The 17,572-nt window shown below is 51.2% G+C and carries 14 protein-coding genes and 4 pseudogenes; 16 read left to right on the forward strand and 2 right to left on the reverse strand.

The annotated features are described in order from the left end of the window. The first annotated feature begins 119 nt into the window (after positions 1-119). The 14 genes and pseudogenes from cysG (at position 120) to KQP84_RS07245 (ending at position 11,968) form a co-directional block, all read left to right on the forward strand. On the forward strand, positions 120-1,535 hold the full coding sequence (cysG, locus tag KQP84_RS07180) for a siroheme synthase CysG (RefSeq protein WP_215845760.1): 1,416 nt from the start codon (positions 120-122) through the stop codon (positions 1,533-1,535). A gap of 11 nt (positions 1,536-1,546) precedes the next feature. Further along, a pseudogene (gene cysD, locus KQP84_RS07185) lies at positions 1,547-2,454 on the forward strand (sulfate adenylyltransferase subunit CysD). An 11-nt stretch (positions 2,455-2,465) separates the two neighbouring features. Continuing rightward, complete coding sequence (cysN, locus tag KQP84_RS07190) at positions 2,466-3,893, forward strand: sulfate adenylyltransferase subunit CysN (RefSeq protein ID WP_215845761.1); 1,428 nt, start codon at positions 2,466-2,468, stop codon at positions 3,891-3,893. Further along, positions 3,893-4,498 (forward strand): adenylyl-sulfate kinase, encoded by a 606-nt coding sequence (gene cysC / locus KQP84_RS07195; protein WP_215845762.1) that lies wholly within the window; start codon positions 3,893-3,895, stop codon positions 4,496-4,498. The genes cysN and cysC overlap by 1 nt, the downstream gene beginning before the upstream one ends. Before the next feature lie 53 nt (positions 4,499-4,551). Beyond that, positions 4,552-4,872 carry a DUF3561 family protein gene (locus tag KQP84_RS07200; RefSeq protein ID WP_215845763.1) on the forward strand — a complete coding sequence of 107 codons (321 nt, stop codon included), beginning with the start codon at positions 4,552-4,554 and terminating at the stop codon, positions 4,870-4,872. 165 nt (positions 4,873-5,037) lie between these two features. Next, complete coding sequence (gene ftsB / locus KQP84_RS07205; RefSeq protein ID WP_215845764.1) at positions 5,038-5,352, forward strand: cell division protein FtsB; 315 nt, start codon at positions 5,038-5,040, stop codon at positions 5,350-5,352. Positions 5,353-5,355: 3 nt separating this feature from the next. Then, complete coding sequence (gene ispD, locus KQP84_RS07210; RefSeq protein WP_215845765.1) at positions 5,356-6,072, forward strand: 2-C-methyl-D-erythritol 4-phosphate cytidylyltransferase; 717 nt, start codon at positions 5,356-5,358, stop codon at positions 6,070-6,072. Continuing rightward, positions 6,072-6,554, forward strand: coding sequence for a 2-C-methyl-D-erythritol 2,4-cyclodiphosphate synthase (gene ispF / locus KQP84_RS07215; protein WP_305798597.1), 483 nt, complete (start codon positions 6,072-6,074; stop codon positions 6,552-6,554). The genes ispD and ispF overlap by 1 nt, the downstream gene beginning before the upstream one ends. After that, entirely contained in the window at positions 6,551-7,591 is a 1,041-nt protein-coding gene (gene truD / locus KQP84_RS07220; RefSeq protein ID WP_215845767.1) for a tRNA pseudouridine(13) synthase TruD, read from the forward strand. The genes ispF and truD overlap by 4 nt, the downstream gene beginning before the upstream one ends. A 287-nt stretch (positions 7,592-7,878) precedes the next feature. Continuing rightward, positions 7,879-8,639, forward strand: a pseudogene (gene surE / locus KQP84_RS07225) (5'/3'-nucleotidase SurE). Beyond that, positions 8,633-9,259 carry a protein-L-isoaspartate(D-aspartate) O-methyltransferase gene (locus KQP84_RS07230; RefSeq protein WP_215845768.1) on the forward strand — a complete coding sequence of 209 codons (627 nt, stop codon included), beginning with the start codon at positions 8,633-8,635 and terminating at the stop codon, positions 9,257-9,259. Before surE ends, KQP84_RS07230 begins: the two are co-directional and overlap by 7 nt. A gap of 166 nt (positions 9,260-9,425) precedes the next feature. Continuing rightward, positions 9,426-10,525: pseudogene (gene nlpD, locus KQP84_RS07235) on the forward strand (murein hydrolase activator NlpD). 51 nt (positions 10,526-10,576) lie between these two features. Beyond that, the gene (rpoS, locus tag KQP84_RS07240; RefSeq protein ID WP_215845769.1) at positions 10,577-11,569 is read left to right on the forward strand and encodes an RNA polymerase sigma factor RpoS; all 993 of its coding nucleotides are present in this window, start codon (positions 10,577-10,579) and stop codon (positions 11,567-11,569) included. Positions 11,570-11,752: 183 nt separating this feature from the next. Next, a complete protein-coding gene (locus tag KQP84_RS07245) occupies positions 11,753-11,968 on the forward strand; it encodes an SDR family oxidoreductase (protein WP_215845770.1) in 216 nt (71 codons plus the stop codon). A gap of 197 nt (positions 11,969-12,165) precedes the next feature. Here KQP84_RS07245 and mutS read toward each other — a convergent pair whose 3' ends face one another. After that, positions 12,166-14,709 (reverse strand): DNA mismatch repair protein MutS, encoded by a 2,544-nt coding sequence (mutS, locus tag KQP84_RS07250; protein ID WP_215845771.1) that lies wholly within the window; start codon positions 14,707-14,709, stop codon positions 12,166-12,168. Between the two features lie 365 nt (positions 14,710-15,074). Between mutS and mltB the strand changes: the two genes are divergently transcribed. Both mltB and KQP84_RS07260 read left to right on the forward strand, forming a co-directional pair. Beyond that, the gene (mltB, locus tag KQP84_RS07255) at positions 15,075-16,157 is read left to right on the forward strand and encodes a lytic murein transglycosylase B (RefSeq protein WP_215845772.1); all 1,083 of its coding nucleotides are present in this window, start codon (positions 15,075-15,077) and stop codon (positions 16,155-16,157) included. A gap of 83 nt (positions 16,158-16,240) precedes the next feature. Next, entirely contained in the window at positions 16,241-16,576 is a 336-nt protein-coding gene (locus KQP84_RS07260; protein ID WP_215845773.1) for a zinc ribbon domain-containing protein YjdM, read from the forward strand. Positions 16,577-16,611: 35 nt separating this feature from the next. On the opposite strand, the pseudogene KQP84_RS07265 reads toward KQP84_RS07260, so the two are convergent. Then, positions 16,612-17,497 (reverse strand): annotated as a pseudogene (locus KQP84_RS07265) (dihydrodipicolinate synthase family protein). Positions 17,498-17,572: the final 75 nt, after the last annotated feature.

Below are 17,572 nucleotides of genomic sequence, written 5' to 3' on the forward strand. Positions count from 1 at the left end.
CTGAGCTTTTCGCATTCGTTATTCCATTCAGTAACTACTCATTCCAATTCGTAATTTCATCTGGATTAACACCGGGACGTATAGTCGCGTTAACGCAAAGTTACAACACTAAGGTTAACGTGGATTATTTGCCTCTTTTTGCCGATCTCAAAGGCCGCCCGGTTTTGGTTGTCGGCGGTGGAGATATCGCGGCGCGGAAAATTGAACTGCTTCGTCGCGCGGGTGCGCGCGTGCAGATTGCTGCTCGCGAACTTTGCCCCGAGCTTCATGAACTGTTGGAAATGCAACAGCTGGAATGGCTGGCGACGCATTTTGATCCCGCCCAGCTCGATGGCGTGTTTCTGGTGATCGCGGCAACTGACGACAATGCGCTAAATGCACAGGTATTCGAAACGGCTAATGCACGGCAAAAACTGGTCAATGTGGTCGATGACCAACCGAAGTGCAGCTTTATTTTTCCTTCTATCGTTGATCGCTCACCGCTGGTGGTAGCGATCTCGTCCAGCGGCACCGCGCCAGTGCTGGCGCGTATGCTCCGTGAAAAACTCGAAGCATTATTGCCCGCTAACTTAGGCCAAATGGCAGAGGTTGCGGGACAGTGGCGGGATAAAGTGAAACAGCGCTTTACGCGGATGTCCGATCGCCGTCGTTTCTGGGAGCGCGCTTTTAACGGTTTGTTCGCCAGCCAAATGGCAGCAGGCAATGTGAATGAAGCGAAGCTGACGCTTGATCGTGAACTCAACGACGAGCCGAATCAGCAGGGCGAAATTATTTTGGTCGGCGCGGGGCCTGGCGACAGCGGTCTTTTGACCTTACGCGGCTTGCAGGTGATGCAGTTGGCAGATGTCGTGCTTTATGACCACTTGGTCAGCGATGAAGTGCTGGAACTGGTTCGCCGTGATGCCGATCGTATCTGTGTTGGCAAGCGCGCGGGTGCGCATTCGGTGCCGCAGGAAGAGACCAATCAGATGCTGGTCAAACTGGCGCTGCAAGGCAAGCGCGTGGTGCGCCTGAAAGGCGGCGACCCGTTTATTTTTGGTCGGGGCGGCGAAGAGTTACAGGCGGCGCAGCAGGCAGGCATTCCATTTCAGGTGGTGCCTGGCATTACTGCGGCGGCAGGCGCGACAGCCTATGCAGGCATTCCGTTAACGCACCGTGATTATGCGCAGAGCGTGCTGTTTATCACCGGGCATTGCCGTCCCGATGGTGATGGCATCGACTGGCCATCTTTGGCGCGTGCGCGTCAGACATTGGCAATTTATATGGGCACGGTGAAGGCTGCTGAAATCAGCGAAGGGTTGATTCAGCATGGGCGCGCCGCGTCTACGCCGGTCGCGGTCATCAGCCGCGGCACGCGACAAGATCAACAGGTGCTGACCGGTACCTTAGAACAGCTTGAGGCGCTGGCTGCATCTGCGCCCACTCCGGCACTGTTAGTGATTGGAGAAGTGGTCAATTTGCACGGGCAGCTCGCCTGGTTTCAACATTCAGCACAGCAGGGGACTCGCGAGTCCGCCGTTGTCAATCTGGCTTGAGAGGAAAAACGATGGACCAAAAACGACTCACTCATCTGCGTCAGTTAGAGGCAGAGAGTATCCATATCATTCGCGAAGTTGCGGCGGAGTTCGGCAATCCGGTGATGATGTATTCCATCGGTAAAGACTCTTCAGTGATGCTGCATCTGGCACGCAAAGCGTTCTTTCCGGGCACGCTGCCGTTCCCGCTGTTGCACGTGGATACCGGCTGGAAATTCCAGGAAATGTACGCGTTCCGCGATCGTACCGTGAAAGCGATGGGTGCTGAATTGCTGGTTCACCGTAACCCGGAAGGCGTGGCAATGGGCATCAACCCCTTTGTTCACGGCAGCGCAAAGCATACCGATATCATGAAAACCGAAGGCTTAAAACAGGCGCTGAATAAGTACGGCTTTGATGCGGCCTTCGGTGGCGCTCGTCGTGACGAAGAGAAGTCGCGTGCTAAAGAGCGTATCTACTCCTTCCGCGACCGCTTCCATCGCTGGGACCCGAAAAATCAGCGTCCTGAGCTGTGGCACAACTACAACGGCCAGATCAACAAAGGCGAAAGCATTCGAGTCTTCCCCTGTCGAACTGGACCGAGCTGGATATCTGGCAGTACATCTTTCTGGAAAACATCGACATTGTTCCGTTGTATTTGGCCGCGCCGCGTCCGGTGTTGGAACGCGACGGTATGTTGATGATGGTGGATGACGATCGTATTGACCTGCAACCTGGCGAAGTGATCAAGCAGCGCATGGTGCGTTTCCGTACTCTTGGTTGCTGGCCGCTGACCGGTGCTGTTGAATCGCAAGCGCAAACGCTGCCGGAGATCATCGAAGAGATGTTGGTTTCTACTACCAGCGAGCGTCAGGGCCGCATGATTGACCGCGATCAATCCGGTTCGATGGAACTGAAAAAACGTCAGGGTTATTTCTAAGGAGACGCCAGATGAATACTGTAATTGCACAACAAATTGCCGACCAGGGCGGCGTTGAAGCCTGGCTGACCACACAACAACATAAAAGCCTGCTGCGTTTTCTGACCTGCGGCAGCGTTGATGACGGTAAAAGTACGCTGATTGGCCGCCTGCTGCATGACACGCGACAGATTTACGAAGATCAGCTTTCATCGCTGCACAATGACAGCAAACGTCACGGCACCCAAGGCGAAAAACTCGACCTTGCGCTGCTAGTGGATGGCCTGCAAGCTGAGCGTGAGCAAGGCATCACCATTGACGTAGCCTATCGCTATTTCTCTACGGAAAAGCGCAAGTTCATCATTGCCGACACGCCTGGACACGAACAGTACACGCGTAATATGGCAACCGGCGCCTCAACCTGTGATTTGGCAATTTTGTTGATCGATGCGCGTAAAGGCGTGCTGGATCAAACCCGCCGTCACAGCTTTATTTCTACGCTGCTGGGGATTAAACATCTGGTAGTGGCGATCAATAAAATGGATTTGGTGGAATACAAGCAAGAGGTATTCGAGCAGATCAAACAGGATTACCTCGATTTTGCCGCGCAGCTGCCGGAAGATTTGGATATCCGTTTTGTACCGATGTCGGCGCTGGAAGGGGACAACGTTGCGTCACCGAGCCAAACCATGCCGTGGTACAGCGGGCCCACGCTGCTGGACGTGCTGGAAACGGTTGAGCTCAATCGCGTGGTCGATCATCAACCGATGCGTTTCCCGGTGCAGTATGTTAATCGCCCTAACCTGGATTTCCGCGGCTACGCCGGTACGCTGGCGTCTGGTGTGGTGAAAGTGGGTCAGCGTGTAAAAGTGCTGCCGTCTGGCGTTGAGTCGAACATCTCGCGCATTGTGACTTTTGATGGCGATCTGCAAGAAGCGGGCGCGGGCGAAGCGATCACGTTGGTGCTGGAAAATGAAATTGATATCAGCCGTGGCGATCTGCTGGTGGATGCCAGCGCTGAGCTAAATGTAGTGCAAGCCGCCACTATTGACGTGGTGTGGATGGCTGAACAGCCGCTGCAGGCTGGCCAAAGTTACGACATTAAAATCGCCGGTAAGAAAGCGCGCGGTCGCGTAGAAAAAGTGATTCATCAAGTTGAGATCAACTCGTTGGAAAAACGCGACGTCGACAGCCTGCCGCTGAACGGTATTGGTTTAGTTGAGATGACGTTTGATGAGCCGATGGTACTGGATAAGTATCAGCAGAATCCGGTGACAGGCGGTATGATCTTTATCGATCGCCTCAGCAACGTCACTGTGGGCGCAGGCATGATCCATGAACCGCAGGTCGATGCGCCACGCGCGACTGGCGAGTTCAGTGCGTTTGAGCTGGAACTGAACGCGCTGGTGCGCCGTCATTTCCCACACTGGAACGCCCGCGATCTGTTGGGTGGTCAATAATGGCGCAACACGATGATAACGTGGTGTGGCACGATCATCCGGTAACGCGTGAATCGCGAGAGCAGCAGCACGGCCATCAAGGCGTGGTGCTGTGGTTTACCGGGCTTTCGGGCTCGGGTAAATCCACTGTGGCAGGGGCGCTTGAGCAGGCGCTGCATCGTATTGGTGTCAGCACTTATCTGCTCGATGGCGATAATGTGCGTCACGGCTTGTGTCGCGATCTCGGTTTTAGTGATGACGACCGCAAAGAGAATATTCGTCGGGTTGGCGAAGTGGCGAAGCTGATGGTCGATGCGGGTTTAGTGGTGTTAACTGCCTTTATTTCACCCCACCGTGCGGAGCGGAAAATGGTGCGCGATCTGTTAGATAAAGGTCAGTTTGTTGAAGTGTTTGTTGATACGCCTTTGTCAGTATGCGAATCGCGCGATCCGAAAGGATTGTACAAAAAAGCGCGTGCCGGTGAGTTACGTAACTTCACTGGCATTGATAGCGTATATGAAGCGCCAGAACAGCCAGAAATTCAGCTTGATGGCGAACAATTGGTTACAAAACTCGCCGCCCAATTGTTAGACCTGCTGCGTGACCGCGATATCATCAGATCCTGAAAAGAGAGCGGCAAATCGCCTGTGATTTGCCGCATTCGGTCATCAGGATTTTTATGCAGAATATTACCCCTATGTTGGCTCGCAAAGATGAACGCCCTGATGATGAGCCTCGCTCGTCACTGCCAGGCGGTATTATCGGCTTCCTTTCTTACTGGTGCGCGCTGGCAATCCCTTTCCTGCTCTACGGTTCCAACACGCTATTCTTCTTTCTCTATACTTGGCCATTCTTTCTCGCGCTGCTGCCGGTATCGGTGATTATGGGGATCGTGTATAGCATGTTGCTACGGGGTCAATTGCTGTGGACCTTACTTGCTACCGTCATTTCTGTTATCTGCCTGTTCTGGCTATTGTTCACTTTCCTCTCCGGCTGGTGATTACGTTGATGTGCAAACGCATCGGCTGGTTACAAAACTTTACCCGCTAATTTCACTTCTTTGACGTCACTTTTGTACACACATGCAGCAAAGCGGACCATTTTCGTTGCTGTTGTGGAGTCCTGCGCAAAGTTATGGGATGATTGGGCCGTTTTTAGGGGCGGGATGGGAAAACTGACGTTACTGCTATTGGTGCTGTTAGGCTGGCTGCAATACTCATTGTGGCTGGGGAAAAACGGTGTCCATGATTATACGCGCGTTGATGATGACGTCGCGGTTCAACAGGCGAATAACGCCAAACTTAAGTCGCGTAACGATCAGCTGTTCGCCGAAATTGACGATCTCAATGGTGGCTCCGAAGCGATCGAAGAACGCGCACGTAATGAGTTGGGCATGATTAAACCCGGTGAAACCTTCTTTCGTCTGGTTCCTGATCAGAACAAACGTAACGCGCAAGCTGCGCAAAACCAACAACGATAAAACATGAACACTGTGTCCTCTTTTGCGGATGTGATTGCCGTGGTGCCGGCGGCCGGTATCGGCAGCCGCATGCAGGCGACTTGTCCTAAGCAGTATCTGACGATTGGTCAGCACACCCTTCTGGAACACAGCATTGCACGCCTGTTTTCGCATCCTGCTATCAAGCAGGTCATCATTGCAGTAAGCCCGGATGACCAACACTTTGCTTCGCTGCCGCTGGCAAGTGATCCGCGCGTTATTCGCGTGGTGGGCGGAGAGACACGTGCTGAGTCGGTGCTGGCAGGATTAGAGGCTGCGCAGGGCGCGAGTTGGGTGCTGGTGCACGATGCGGCACGTCCATGTTTGCACCTGGATGACCTTTCGCGTCTGCTGCAAATTCGTGAGCAAAGCCGTGTTGGCGGCATTCTGGCCGCACCGGTGCGCGACACCATGAAGCGCGGCGAACCCGGTAAAGTAGCCATTGCTCATACCGTGGAACGCGAAGACCTCTGGCATGCATTAACCCCACAATACTTTCCTCACGCGCTGCTGACCGCTTGCCTGACGCGGGCTTTGAATGAAAATGCCAACATTACTGATGAAGCCTCGGCGCTGGAATATTGCGGCTATCATCCGGTATTGGTCAGTGGACGCAGTGATAACATCAAAGTTACCCGGCCAGAAGATCTGGCGCTGGCAGCTTTTTATCTCAGTCAGATTCAATTAAAGGAGAGCGCATGATGCGTATCGGTCACGGTTTTGACGTTCACGCTTTTGGTGGAGAAGGTCCGCTGGTGATTGGCGGCGTGCGAATTCCGTTTGAGCACGGTTTTATTGCCCATTCCGATGGCGACGTGGCGCTGCATGCTTTAACCGACGCGCTGTTAGGCGCAGTAGCAATGGGTGATATTGGTAAGCTATTCCCTGACACCGATCCAGCATTCAAAGGCGCTGACAGTCGCGGTTTGCTACGTGAGGCCTGGCGTCGCATTGCGGCCAAGGGTTATCAGATAGGCAATGTTGACGTCACTATCATCGCCCAGGCGCCGAAAATGCTACCGCACGTGCCGCAGATGCGGGTGAATATTGCCGAAGATCTGGGGTGTCATATGGATCAGGTTAACGTAAAAGCCACCACCACTGAAAAACTGGGTTTTACTGGACGCGGTGAAGGCATCGCGTGTGAAGCGGTGGCGCTGCTGCTGAAAGCGGAGCCCGCATGACGCTGCACTATTTACACGGCACGCCAACCGCAACCGGTGTGATTAAAGCCAACCCAGAAGATTTTGTGGTGGTGGAAGATCTCGGTTATAGCCCAGACGGTGAAGGTGAGCATCTGCTGGTGCGTATTCGTAAAACAGGCGCGAATACCCGCTTTGTTGCCGAGGCTCTGGCGAAATATCTCGGCATTCATCTGCGCGATCTGAGCTATGCGGGCATGAAAGATCGCCATGCTGTTACCGAACAAACGCTCTGTTTCCGCCTGCCAGGTAATGCCATGCCCGACTTGCGTGGCTTTGAGCTTGAAGGCGTTGAAATTCTTCAGGTTGTGCGCCATAAGCGCAAACTGCGTATTGGTGCGCTGGCGGGTAATGCATTTCGTCTTGTGATCCGTCAGGTCAGCCAGCGCGAAGCGGTTGAACATCGGCTGGCTTTAATCCGCGATGCCGGCGTGCCTAACTATTTTGGCGAACAGCGCTTTGGTCACAACGGTAATAACCTGACGATAGCGCAGCAATGGGCGCGCGATGAAATCCGCTTACGCGATCGTAATAAGCGCAGCCTGATTCTTTCTGCTGCTCGCAGTGCGCTGTTCAATCAGGTCACTAGCGCCCGCATGCAACAGCAGGGCGGATTGAGCCATGTATTGGCTGGCGACGCACTGCAGCTAGCCGGGCGCGGCAGTTGGTTTGTCGCCCAGGCAGACGAACTTGAAGCATTGCAGGCGCGCGTTGATCAGCATGAATTGCGCGTTACCGCGCCAATGCCAGGACGCGGTGAACCGGGTCCGCAAGCAGAAGCGTTAGCCTTTGAGCAGCAAGCGTTGGCTGACTCATCGACGCTGATTTCTCTGCTCGATCGTGAACGCGTTGATGCGGGCCGTCGCGCAATGTTAGTGGTGCCACGCGACCTGCGCTGGGCGTGGTGGGATGACGTAACGCTGGAAATGCAGTTCTGGCTTCCTGCCGGAAGCTTTGCCACCAGCGTGGTACGCGAGCTGTTGAACAATACGGCTGACAACACCAACCTGGACGAATAAAGTTAGCCGATTGCTGAACGTAAGAGCGACCTACCGCATTGTGTTGGGTGTTTTTATGTTGCCAGCTTGCCGCATAAGTCCTGCTAAACGTCTTTGGTGATTGCCGTAACATTGTTCGTTCATCGGGTAATGTTGCGGCAAAGCGCTGTTATGGGACTATTTACGTCTACCACTTCCCCTCTCCCGCCGCTAGAATGCAAAGACCCCCACATGGGCTTTTTTCGCTGACAGGCATCTCTGCTTGTCTGCCCGCGAGGTTGGATTGAATCAAAAAAGGTCAGGGTGAAATGCGGATACTCCTCAGCAACGATGACGGAATTCATGCGCCGGGCATTCAAACGCTTGCCAGGGCATTACGGGAATTTGCCGACGTTCAGGTCGTCGCACCCGATCGTAATCGCAGTGGTGCATCAAACTCCCTGACGCTGGAAACGCCGCTGCGCACCTTTACCCATGAAAATGGGGATATTGCGGTGCAAATGGGAACGCCAACGGATTGCGTATTTCTTGGCGTAAACGCATTAATGCAACCGCGTCCTGAGATTGTAGTTTCGGGTATTAATGCGGGTCCTAATCTCGGTGATGATGTGATTTATTCCGGCACTGTCGCGGCGGCAATGGAAGGGCGACATTTGGGACTGCCAGCATTGGCGGTTTCACTGGATGGTCATCAGCATTATGACACTGCCGCTGCGGTAACCTGCGCGCTGCTCAAAGCATTAACGCGTGAGCCGCTGCGGACCGGCCGCATCCTCAATATCAACGTACCCGATTTACCGCTTGATCAGATCAAAGGTATTCGTGTGACGCGTTGTGGCAGTCGTCATCCGGCCGATCAGGTTATTCCTCAGCAAGATCCGCGGGGTAATACGCTCTACTGGATTGGACCGCCGGGGAAAAATTAGATGCAGGCCCAGATACGGATTTCGCGGCGGTGGATCAAGGTTACGTCTCTGTCACTGCATTACATGTTGATCTTACCGCACACGCGGCTCAGGATATTCTTTCTGACTGGCTGGTTAACGCTGAGGTAAATCTGGCATGGTGAACCGGCGCATCGAAACGTTGTTGACACAACTTCGTCAGCAGGGCATTGATGATGAATGCCTGCTCAAAGCCATTGCTGATGTGCCGCGTGAGCGATTCATCGACGAAGCGTTTGAACACAAAGCCTGGGATAACGTGGCACTGCCGATTGGCTCAGGACAAACCATTTCTCAGCCTTACATGGTAGCACGCATGACTGCGCTGCTTGAGCTACAGCCGCACTCTCGCGTGCTGGAAATTGGCACTGGCTCTGGCTATCAAACTGCAATTCTTGCGCATCTCGTCGATCATGTTTATTCGGTCGAACGCATTAAAGGTCTGCAATGGCAGGCCAAACGCCGCTTAAAGCAACTTGATCTGCACAACGTCTCCACACGTCACGGCGATGGTTGGCAAGGCTGGCCATCACGTGGCCCCTATGACGCCATCATAGTGACGGCTGCCCCACCCGAAATTCCGATTGCGCTGATGGCGCAATTAGCAGATGGCGGCATTATGGTGCTCCCGGTCGGCGAGGATCAGCAAGTGCTAAAACGCCTGCGTCGTAAGGGAGAGGAATTTGTTGAAGAGATAATTGAACCGGTCCGGTTTGTTCCTTTAGTTCAGGGCGATTTAGCTTAAGGCCTCTGCTACGTATTTCTTCACAACTGTTTCATAGCACCACGTACTTGATCTTGTTACTATCCCTTTTCATCAATGAAAAATCAGATTTTAACGCGCCGCACAGAGTATTGTGCTGGCGAGTAGAGTAGGACAGGTACAGCAGGGTTGCCATCACGGGGGATCAATGAGCACGGGAAGCACTATTTTTCAATTACGCCGTTTGGCGGCGCTTTCACTGGTAGGTTTTTGGCTGGCGGGCTGTAGCTCAGGCGATAACTCACAAGCACCCATTAGCCAAATTGGTGATGGCGGCGGTATGAACACGGCTTCTGATCAGACAAACACCCCTTCTGGCGGTGTACCCGCAATGCCAAGTCAGGGAGGAATGTTAAGCAATAATACAGCTTCCCAACAAAGCAATAGTGGAATGATTAGCGCAGATAACGCTGTACAGACGCAAAATGGGCGAATTGTTTACAACCGCAGTTATCAGAACATTCCGAAAGGTAGCTATTCAGGTGAAACTTACACCGTTAAACGCGGTGATACACTGTTTTACATTGCCTGGATTACCGGTAACGATTTCCGCGATTTAGCCCAACGTAACAACGTTTCTGCCCCGTATGGCCTGAATGTAGGGCAGACTTTGCAGATCGGTGATGCCTCTGGTCAGCCGATCACGGGTGGCAATGCCATTACCGTCGCCGATGCAACGCAGGGGGCGTCCCAACATCGCCACAAATTAAATCTGCCGCTGTTGCACAGCAACCTGTTATTACGTATTCTGATGATTCGGGTAATTCGAGCGGTAGTAAACTTCTGCCATCGAAAGGAGCAAATGTTGCAACGACAACAGCTCCTGCCGTTACCGCACCACCCACGGTCAGTAGTACGACCAACAGTTCAACGCCGGTGGGAAGCTGGCGTTGGCCGACTGATGGGAAGATTATCGATAACTTCTCTGCTGCGGAAGGTGGCAATAAAGGTATCGATATCGCTGGATCGCGCGGACAATCTGTTGTCGCCACCGCATCGGGAAGGGTGGTTTACGCAGGTAACGCTCTCCGGGGTTACGGTAATTTAATCATCATCAAACACAATGATGATTACCTGAGTGCCTACGCCCACAACGATACAATGCTGGTCCGGGAACAACAGGAAGTTAAGGCGGGGCAAAAGATCGCTACCATGGGTAGCACCGGTACCAGTTCAGTAAGATTACATTTTGAAATTCGTTACAAGGGGAAATCCGTAAACCCGTTGCGTTATTTACCGCAGCGATAATCCGGCAGAACCTATGGTGTTCTGCCTTGGAATCACGGGTAGGAGCCGCTTATGAGCCAGAATACGCTGAAAGTAAACGAGTTACATGAGAATGCGGAATTCGAGGAGAACGGAGCTGAGGTTTTTGATGAGAAAGCTCTCGTTGAAAACGAACCTAGTGATAATGACGTAGCGGAAGAAGAGTTATTGTCACAAGGTGCGACGCAGCGCGTTTTAGATGCGACGCAGCTCTATCTCGGGGAGATTGGCTATTCTCCTTTGTTAACGGCTGAGGAGGAAGTTTTCTTCGCCCGCCGTGCATTACGAGGTGACATTGCTTCTCGTCGCCGCATGATCGAAAGTAACTTGCGCCTGGTGGTAAAGATTGCCCGCCGTTATAGCAATCGTGGACTGGCTTTGCTGGACCTGATTGAAGAGGGTAATCTTGGCCTGATTCGTGCCGTAGAGAAGTTTGACCCAGAACGTGGGTTCCGTTTCTCAACATACGCCACCTGGTGGATTCGTCAGACCATTGAACGGGCAATCATGAACCAAACCCGTACGATTCGTCTGCCGATTCACATTGTTAAAGAACTGAATGTTTACCTGCGCACCGCGCGTGAACTTTCCCACAAGCTTGATCATGAGCCAAGTGCGGAAGAAATTGCGGAGCAACTGGATAAACCTGTTGATGACGTAAGCCGTATGTTGCGTCTCAATGAACGCATTACATCAGTTGATACGCCACTGGGCGGAGATTCTGAAAAAGCGCTGCTGGACATTCTGGCCGATGAAAAAGACAACGGTCCAGAAGATACCACGCAAGATGACGATATGAAGCAAAGCATCGTCAAATGGTTGTTCGAACTGAACGCCAAGCAGCGTGAAGTGTTGGCGCGTCGTTTCGGCCTGTTGGGCTATGAAGCGGCAACGCTTGAGGATGTAGGCCGTGAGATCGGCTTAACCCGTGAGCGTGTACGTCAGATTCAGGTTGAAGGTTTACGCCGTCTGCGTGAAATCCTGCAGGCGCAGGGCCTCAACATTGAAGCACTTTTTCGTGAATAACGGTTTCATGAATAATTAGTACTGTTTTAATGCGAAAAGCGGTGATGTTAATCACCGCTTTTTTTATGCTCATATTTCACATGGCAGCATAAAACCTACCTGTTTTTTCCTTGTACAGCGTCGCGTCAGTAAGCTGAAAGCATGCGGTTTCGGTAGAATCGTTACATTGTCCCTCAGGCGAGCATGATTGCTTTGAGCGAACATAAGGCTTATTACACCAATAAGGCGGGGATGAGTTTTTTCATACGTGAAATAGCTACTGAACTTGGGCCGTTCGATATTACCGCCCATGCGATTTCGCCAAAAAACATTGAAACGGAACGTAGTCAGCGTTACTGGCGTGCCGAGCAAATGAAGATAAAAATCCCGCACATCGTTTTGCTTTACCTGAACAAATAGTCAGCGCGGTTTTATATCCCCGCAGTTCGGAAGCAGACACATCATTGAGCAAAATTGAGTCGTTGATGGTGGATAAAGCGTCGTTTAATGCGTGTTAATAGTGTCACGACAGAATTTGAGAAAAGCAGTAAATCCACCAGAGAAAGAACCCGGAATAACGAGTACCCGCACACGATAATGCTCGTGTGCGGGAAAAATTAAACCAACGATTTCAGGCGATATATCCAGTCAAGTGCCTGACGCGGTGTCAGCGTATCAGGATCAAGTGCTTCAAGTGCTTCTACCGCTGGGGAGGTTTCCTCAACTAATAATGGGAGCTGAGAGCCATCAACTGTTGATGATGCCGTTAGTGTCGATGTCGTTTCTAACTCTTTTAGTTTGTTTCTTGCACGCTTAATCACTTCTTTAGGAACGCCTGCCAGCGCAGCCACAGCAAGGCCGTAACTCTTGCTTGCCGCGCCTTCCTGAACACTGTGCATAAATGCAATCGTATCGCCGTGTTCCACTGCATCAAGGTGTACATTGACGACGCCTTCCATTTTTTCTGGCAACGTTGTTAGCTCGAAATAATGGGTTGCAAACAGCGTCATAGCTTTGATTCTGTTTGCCAGATTTTCGGCACAAGCCCATGCAAGTGATAGGCCATCATAGGTTGAAGTACCTCGCCCGATTTCATCCATCAGAACCAAACTGTGTTCGGTGGCATTGTGCAAGATATTAGCCGTTTCGGTCATTTCCACCATGAAGGTTGATCGGCCCGAGGCGAGATCATCTGCTGCACCTACGCGCGTAAAAATACGATCTAACGGACCGATTACAGTCTCTTCAGCGGGTACGAAGCTACCAATCCATGCCATCAACGCAATAAGTGCAGCCTGGCGCATATAGGTACTTTTACCACCCATATTGGGTCCGGTAATGATCAGCATACGGCGCTGCGGTGCTAAAGAGAGTGGGTTAGCGATAAAAGGTTCTTTCAACACCTGCTCAACCACTGGATGTCGTCCGCCTGTGATTTTAATTCCCGGCTTATCTTGTAACGTTGGACGACAGTAATTCAGCGTCCATGCGCGTTCGGCCAGATTACTGAGCACATCCAGTTCGGCTAATGCGGAAGCACTGAGCTGCAGCGCTTCAAGGTGGGGCAGTAACTGGTCAAACAAAGCTTCATATAGCCCTTTTTCCAATGCCAGCGCTTTGCCTTTTGACGTGAGGACTTTGTCTTCGTACTCTTTCAGTTCAGGAATAATGTAGCGCTCAGCATTTTTGAGCGTTTGGCGGCGTACGTAGTGCATTGGCACCTGGTGGCTTTGCCCGCGACTGACCTGAATGTAATAACCGTGAACGGCATTGAATCCTACTTTCAATGTGTCCAGCCCAAGCTTTTCTCGCTCACGAATCTCTAGCTTGTCGAGATAGTCGGTAGCGCCATCAGCCAGTGCTCGCCACTCGTCGAGCTCAGCGTTATAACCTGGTGCAATGACGCCACCGTCTCTAATCAACACCGGTGGTGATTCAATGACCGCTTGCTCGAGCAATTCTCGTAGCGCGGTAAATTCACCCATTTGCTCACGTAGCGTGTTTAACTGCGTAGTTTCTACGCTACCTAACAGAATGTTAAGTTCAGGCAGTTGTTGAAATGCATGGCGCATACGTGCCAAGTCGCGTGGGCGTGCTGTGCGCAAAGCCAGACGGGCTAAAATACGCTCCAGATCGCCAACCTGACGTAATACCGGCTGCAGGGATTCACAGAGATCCTGCAATTCAGCGATAGATTCCTGACGTTGATTAATAATCCGAGCATCGCGTAGTGGCATATGTAGCCAGCGCTTTAGCATGCGGCTACCCATTGGCGTAACGGTTTTGTCTAACACCGCAGCCAAGGTGTTTTCTGTGCCACCCGCTAGATTCTGCGTAATTTCTAAATTGCGACGCGTAGCAGCATCCATGATGACGCTATCTTGTTGTCGTTCCATGCTAAGCGAACGAATATGAGGCAGGGTGGTACGCTGTGTATCTTTGACATACTGCAACAAGCATCCGGCAGCGCGTAAACCTAAATGGGCCTGCTCAACACCGAAACCGCTGAGATCGCGCGTACCGAATTGCATATTGAGCTGCTGACGGGCGGTATCAATTTCAAATTCCCATAATGGGCGACGACGCAAGCCACGACGTTGCTCAATCAAAGACATTGCCTGGAAATCTTCAGGGTAGAGCAGTTCAGCCGGATTTGTGCGTTGTAACTCCGCAGCCATCGTTTCCAGGTCAGCGGGTTCGCTCAGGCGAAAACGACCTGAACTGATGTCCAGCGTAGCGAAACCATAGCCTCGCGCGCTCTGCACAATAGCGGCCAATAAATTATCGTGACGCTCCTGTAATAGCGCTTCGTCACTGATCGTACCCGGCGTCACAATACGGACTACTTTGCGTTCAACGGGTCCTTTACTTAAAGCGGGATCGCCAATCTGTTCACAAATAGCGACTGACTCACCCAATTGCACCAATTTTGCAAGATAGTTTTCTACGGCATGGTAGGGCACGCCAGCCATAGGAATGGGTTCACCTGCTGAAGCGCCACGTTTGGTTAATGAGATTTCCAGCAGTTGCGAAGCGCGTTTTGCATCGTCGAAAAACAGCTCATAGAAATCGCCCATGCGATAAAACAGCAGGATGTCGGGATGCTCAGCCTTGAGGCGTAGATATTGCTGCATCATTGGCGTATGGGTGCTGAAGTCCATTTGCTCTGCTCCTTTCATCTCATTTTTACTCAAAGTTGCCTCTTCCTCTTTCCCGCCACGCTTGAAAAAGTGTTTCTATGGGGATGTGTGCAACAACCGGTTGGTCGAGTGCAAATTGTGAATGTTACCACTATTCACGCCAGCGCTTCATCTGACATCCCTTTTCAGCGAAGAACTTAACAAAGGGCGTTACGTGGGAAAACGCTTTTTTGATATAGATATACAACGTGCCGAGATGTCTCACAAAAGCGTCATGTGATACGTAAAGATGATAGAAAATCCGCTTTTTTAGCGATTTGGCCTGTATGTCGCTGGTTCTAACGATTACCATGACGGTTCCTTTTGAGTCTGCTTATGGATGTCGAATGCGTTTTAAGGTTGCTTATCTACCGCTTATCGCTCTGCTTGCTGCCTGTAGCAGTAAGCCCCAAACACCACAGGAAATGGCCGTTGAAAAAGCGCCTAAAGGCGGATTTTTACTTGAGCCTTCCCATGCGGTTCAACCCATGTTTGGTGACTTTGCCGGCAATCCTGCAGCAGAGCAGTTCATCAACCAAATGGTGGATAAACATGGTTTTGACCGCCAACAGCTTCATGCGGTAATTGGTCAGGCTAAGCGACTGGACTATGTTTTGCGCCTTATGGATCGTCAAGCCCCTTCCTATACGCCACCGAGTGGACCAAACGGCGCATGGATTCGTTATCGGAATAAATTCATAACGCCGGATAACGTTCAAAATGGCGTCGCGTTTTGGGATCAATATCAAGATGCGTTACAGCGGGCGCAGCAGGTTTATGGTGTGCCCCCAGAGATCATTGTCGGTATTATTGGCGTAGAGACACGCTGGGGCCGGGTGATGGGAAAAACGCGCATTTTGGATGCCTTAGCAACGCTGTCATTTAATTATCCGCGTCGAGCAGCTTACTTCAGCAGCGAGCTTGAGACCTTTTTACTGATGGCGCGTAATGAACAAGATGATCCGTTGGATTTACGCGGATCTTTTGCCGGTGCAATGGGATATGGTCAGTTCATGCCATCATCTTATAAGCAATATGCGGTTGATTTTAATGGCGATGGGCATGCCAATCTCTGGGATCCGGTTGATGCGATTGGTAGCGTGGCGCATTACTTCCAGCAGCATGGCTGGCGGAGTGGCGAAAACATTGCTGTTCCGGCAAGTGGTCAGGCACCTTTACTTCAGGATGGTTTCAAAACCAGTTACAGCGTGAGCATGCTCGCCGCATCCGGCCTTTCCCCGCAGGGATCACTGAATGGCAATAATCAGGTTAGCTTGCTGCGACTTGACTTAGGGACAAGCTATCAATATTGGTATGGTTTGCCTAATTTTTACGTCATCACGCGTTATAACCACAGCACACATTATGCAATGGCAGTATGGCAATTAGGTGAAGCGGTAAGTAAAGCACGGCAGGGTTCGATGTTGTAAAGGCTGTCCTTAGTAACCGTAAGGTTATATGATGGCGCGCCATTAATTTCATCTTTATTGCCTTAATGTTTTCAGGAGTTGTTATGTCTTTACCCGCTTGCCCCCTTTGTCACGCCGATTACACTTGGCAGGACGGTGATAATCTCAACTGCCCTTCGTGCGGACACGTATGGAGTCAAACTGAAGACCAAAGCAGTAATGATGAATTAGTGGTGCGAGATGCCAACGGAAATCTTCTTGCTGATGGTGATAGCGTTACTGTGATCAAGGATTTAAAAGTAAAAGGCAGCTCTGCGCCGCTTAAAATCGGCACCAAAGTGAAAGGAATTCGGTTGGTTGAAGGCGACCATAACATCGATTGTAAAATCGACGGGTTCGGACCAATGAAACTGAAATCAGAGTTTGTTAAAAAGAACTAAATTGAGTGGGCGCAGTTATGCGCCCGTTCAGATAGTCATTCAAACAGACGATCAATCGCAGCGCATTGCTCAATACTCAGCGCACCACCATAGTTACGTGAGTGACTTGTCATCGAATCGAAACGGCGTGAAACCGCTGTTTTAATGGTTGTCACAAAATCATCCCCAACCGTATAAATCGCCATGAGTTTGCCAATACGTTGTTGGATACGTACCAGTTCGGCAAGATCACCGCTACGCCAAGCCTGTTTAGCGCTGGCAAAAAGTTCTGGCACAATGTTATTTAATCCAGAAATGACGCCGGAACCCCCGCCAGTAGATTCGGTAACAAATATTCGTCATAGCCAGAAAGCACAGCAAAATCGCCACGCACCTTTTTTGTTTCCTCTATCAAGGCTCGGTTGTGCGACAAACAGTCCACTGTATCCTTTATACCTACAAAATTGGGTAACTTTGATGCCAGCTCGCTGACCAATGCTGGTGTAAGATCGCAGCCTGTGCGGGCAGGGAAGTTATAAGCAAACCATTTTCCTCCTAACTGCTGATCAAGCGCTTCAAAGTAGTGCAATAGCTGATTCTGCGTTTGCCCATAATAGTAGGGCGGTAAGACCATTACCGCATCAAATCCGCTTTTCCAGGCTGCATCAGCCAACTCAACAATATCGGCCATGCAAGTGCTGGAAACATTGGCCACCATTTTTAGCGGAGAAAGTTGGCGAGCTTCACGAATCAAAAAAGCCTTTCTTGCTGTGTTAATGAGGCAAATTCTCCAATACTTCCCATCAATAATAGAGTATCGATTCCTGAGGCATTCAGGCGTGAAAAATGGCGGCCTAACGCCTCAATGTCTACAGCGCCTTTTTCATCAAAAGGGGTTACGGAAGGGCACCAGACGCCAGCAAATTCTGAAGGTGTAGTCACGATCTACTCCTGAATCAGGGTTATAAATGAAACGATGTTTTAATTTAATGAAGTAAAAAATTTCCTGCCAGCGCT

It is taken from the genome of Candidatus Pantoea bituminis, assembly GCF_018842675.1.
Taxonomy (GTDB): Bacteria; Pseudomonadota; Gammaproteobacteria; order Enterobacterales; family Enterobacteriaceae; genus Pantoea; species Pantoea phytostimulans.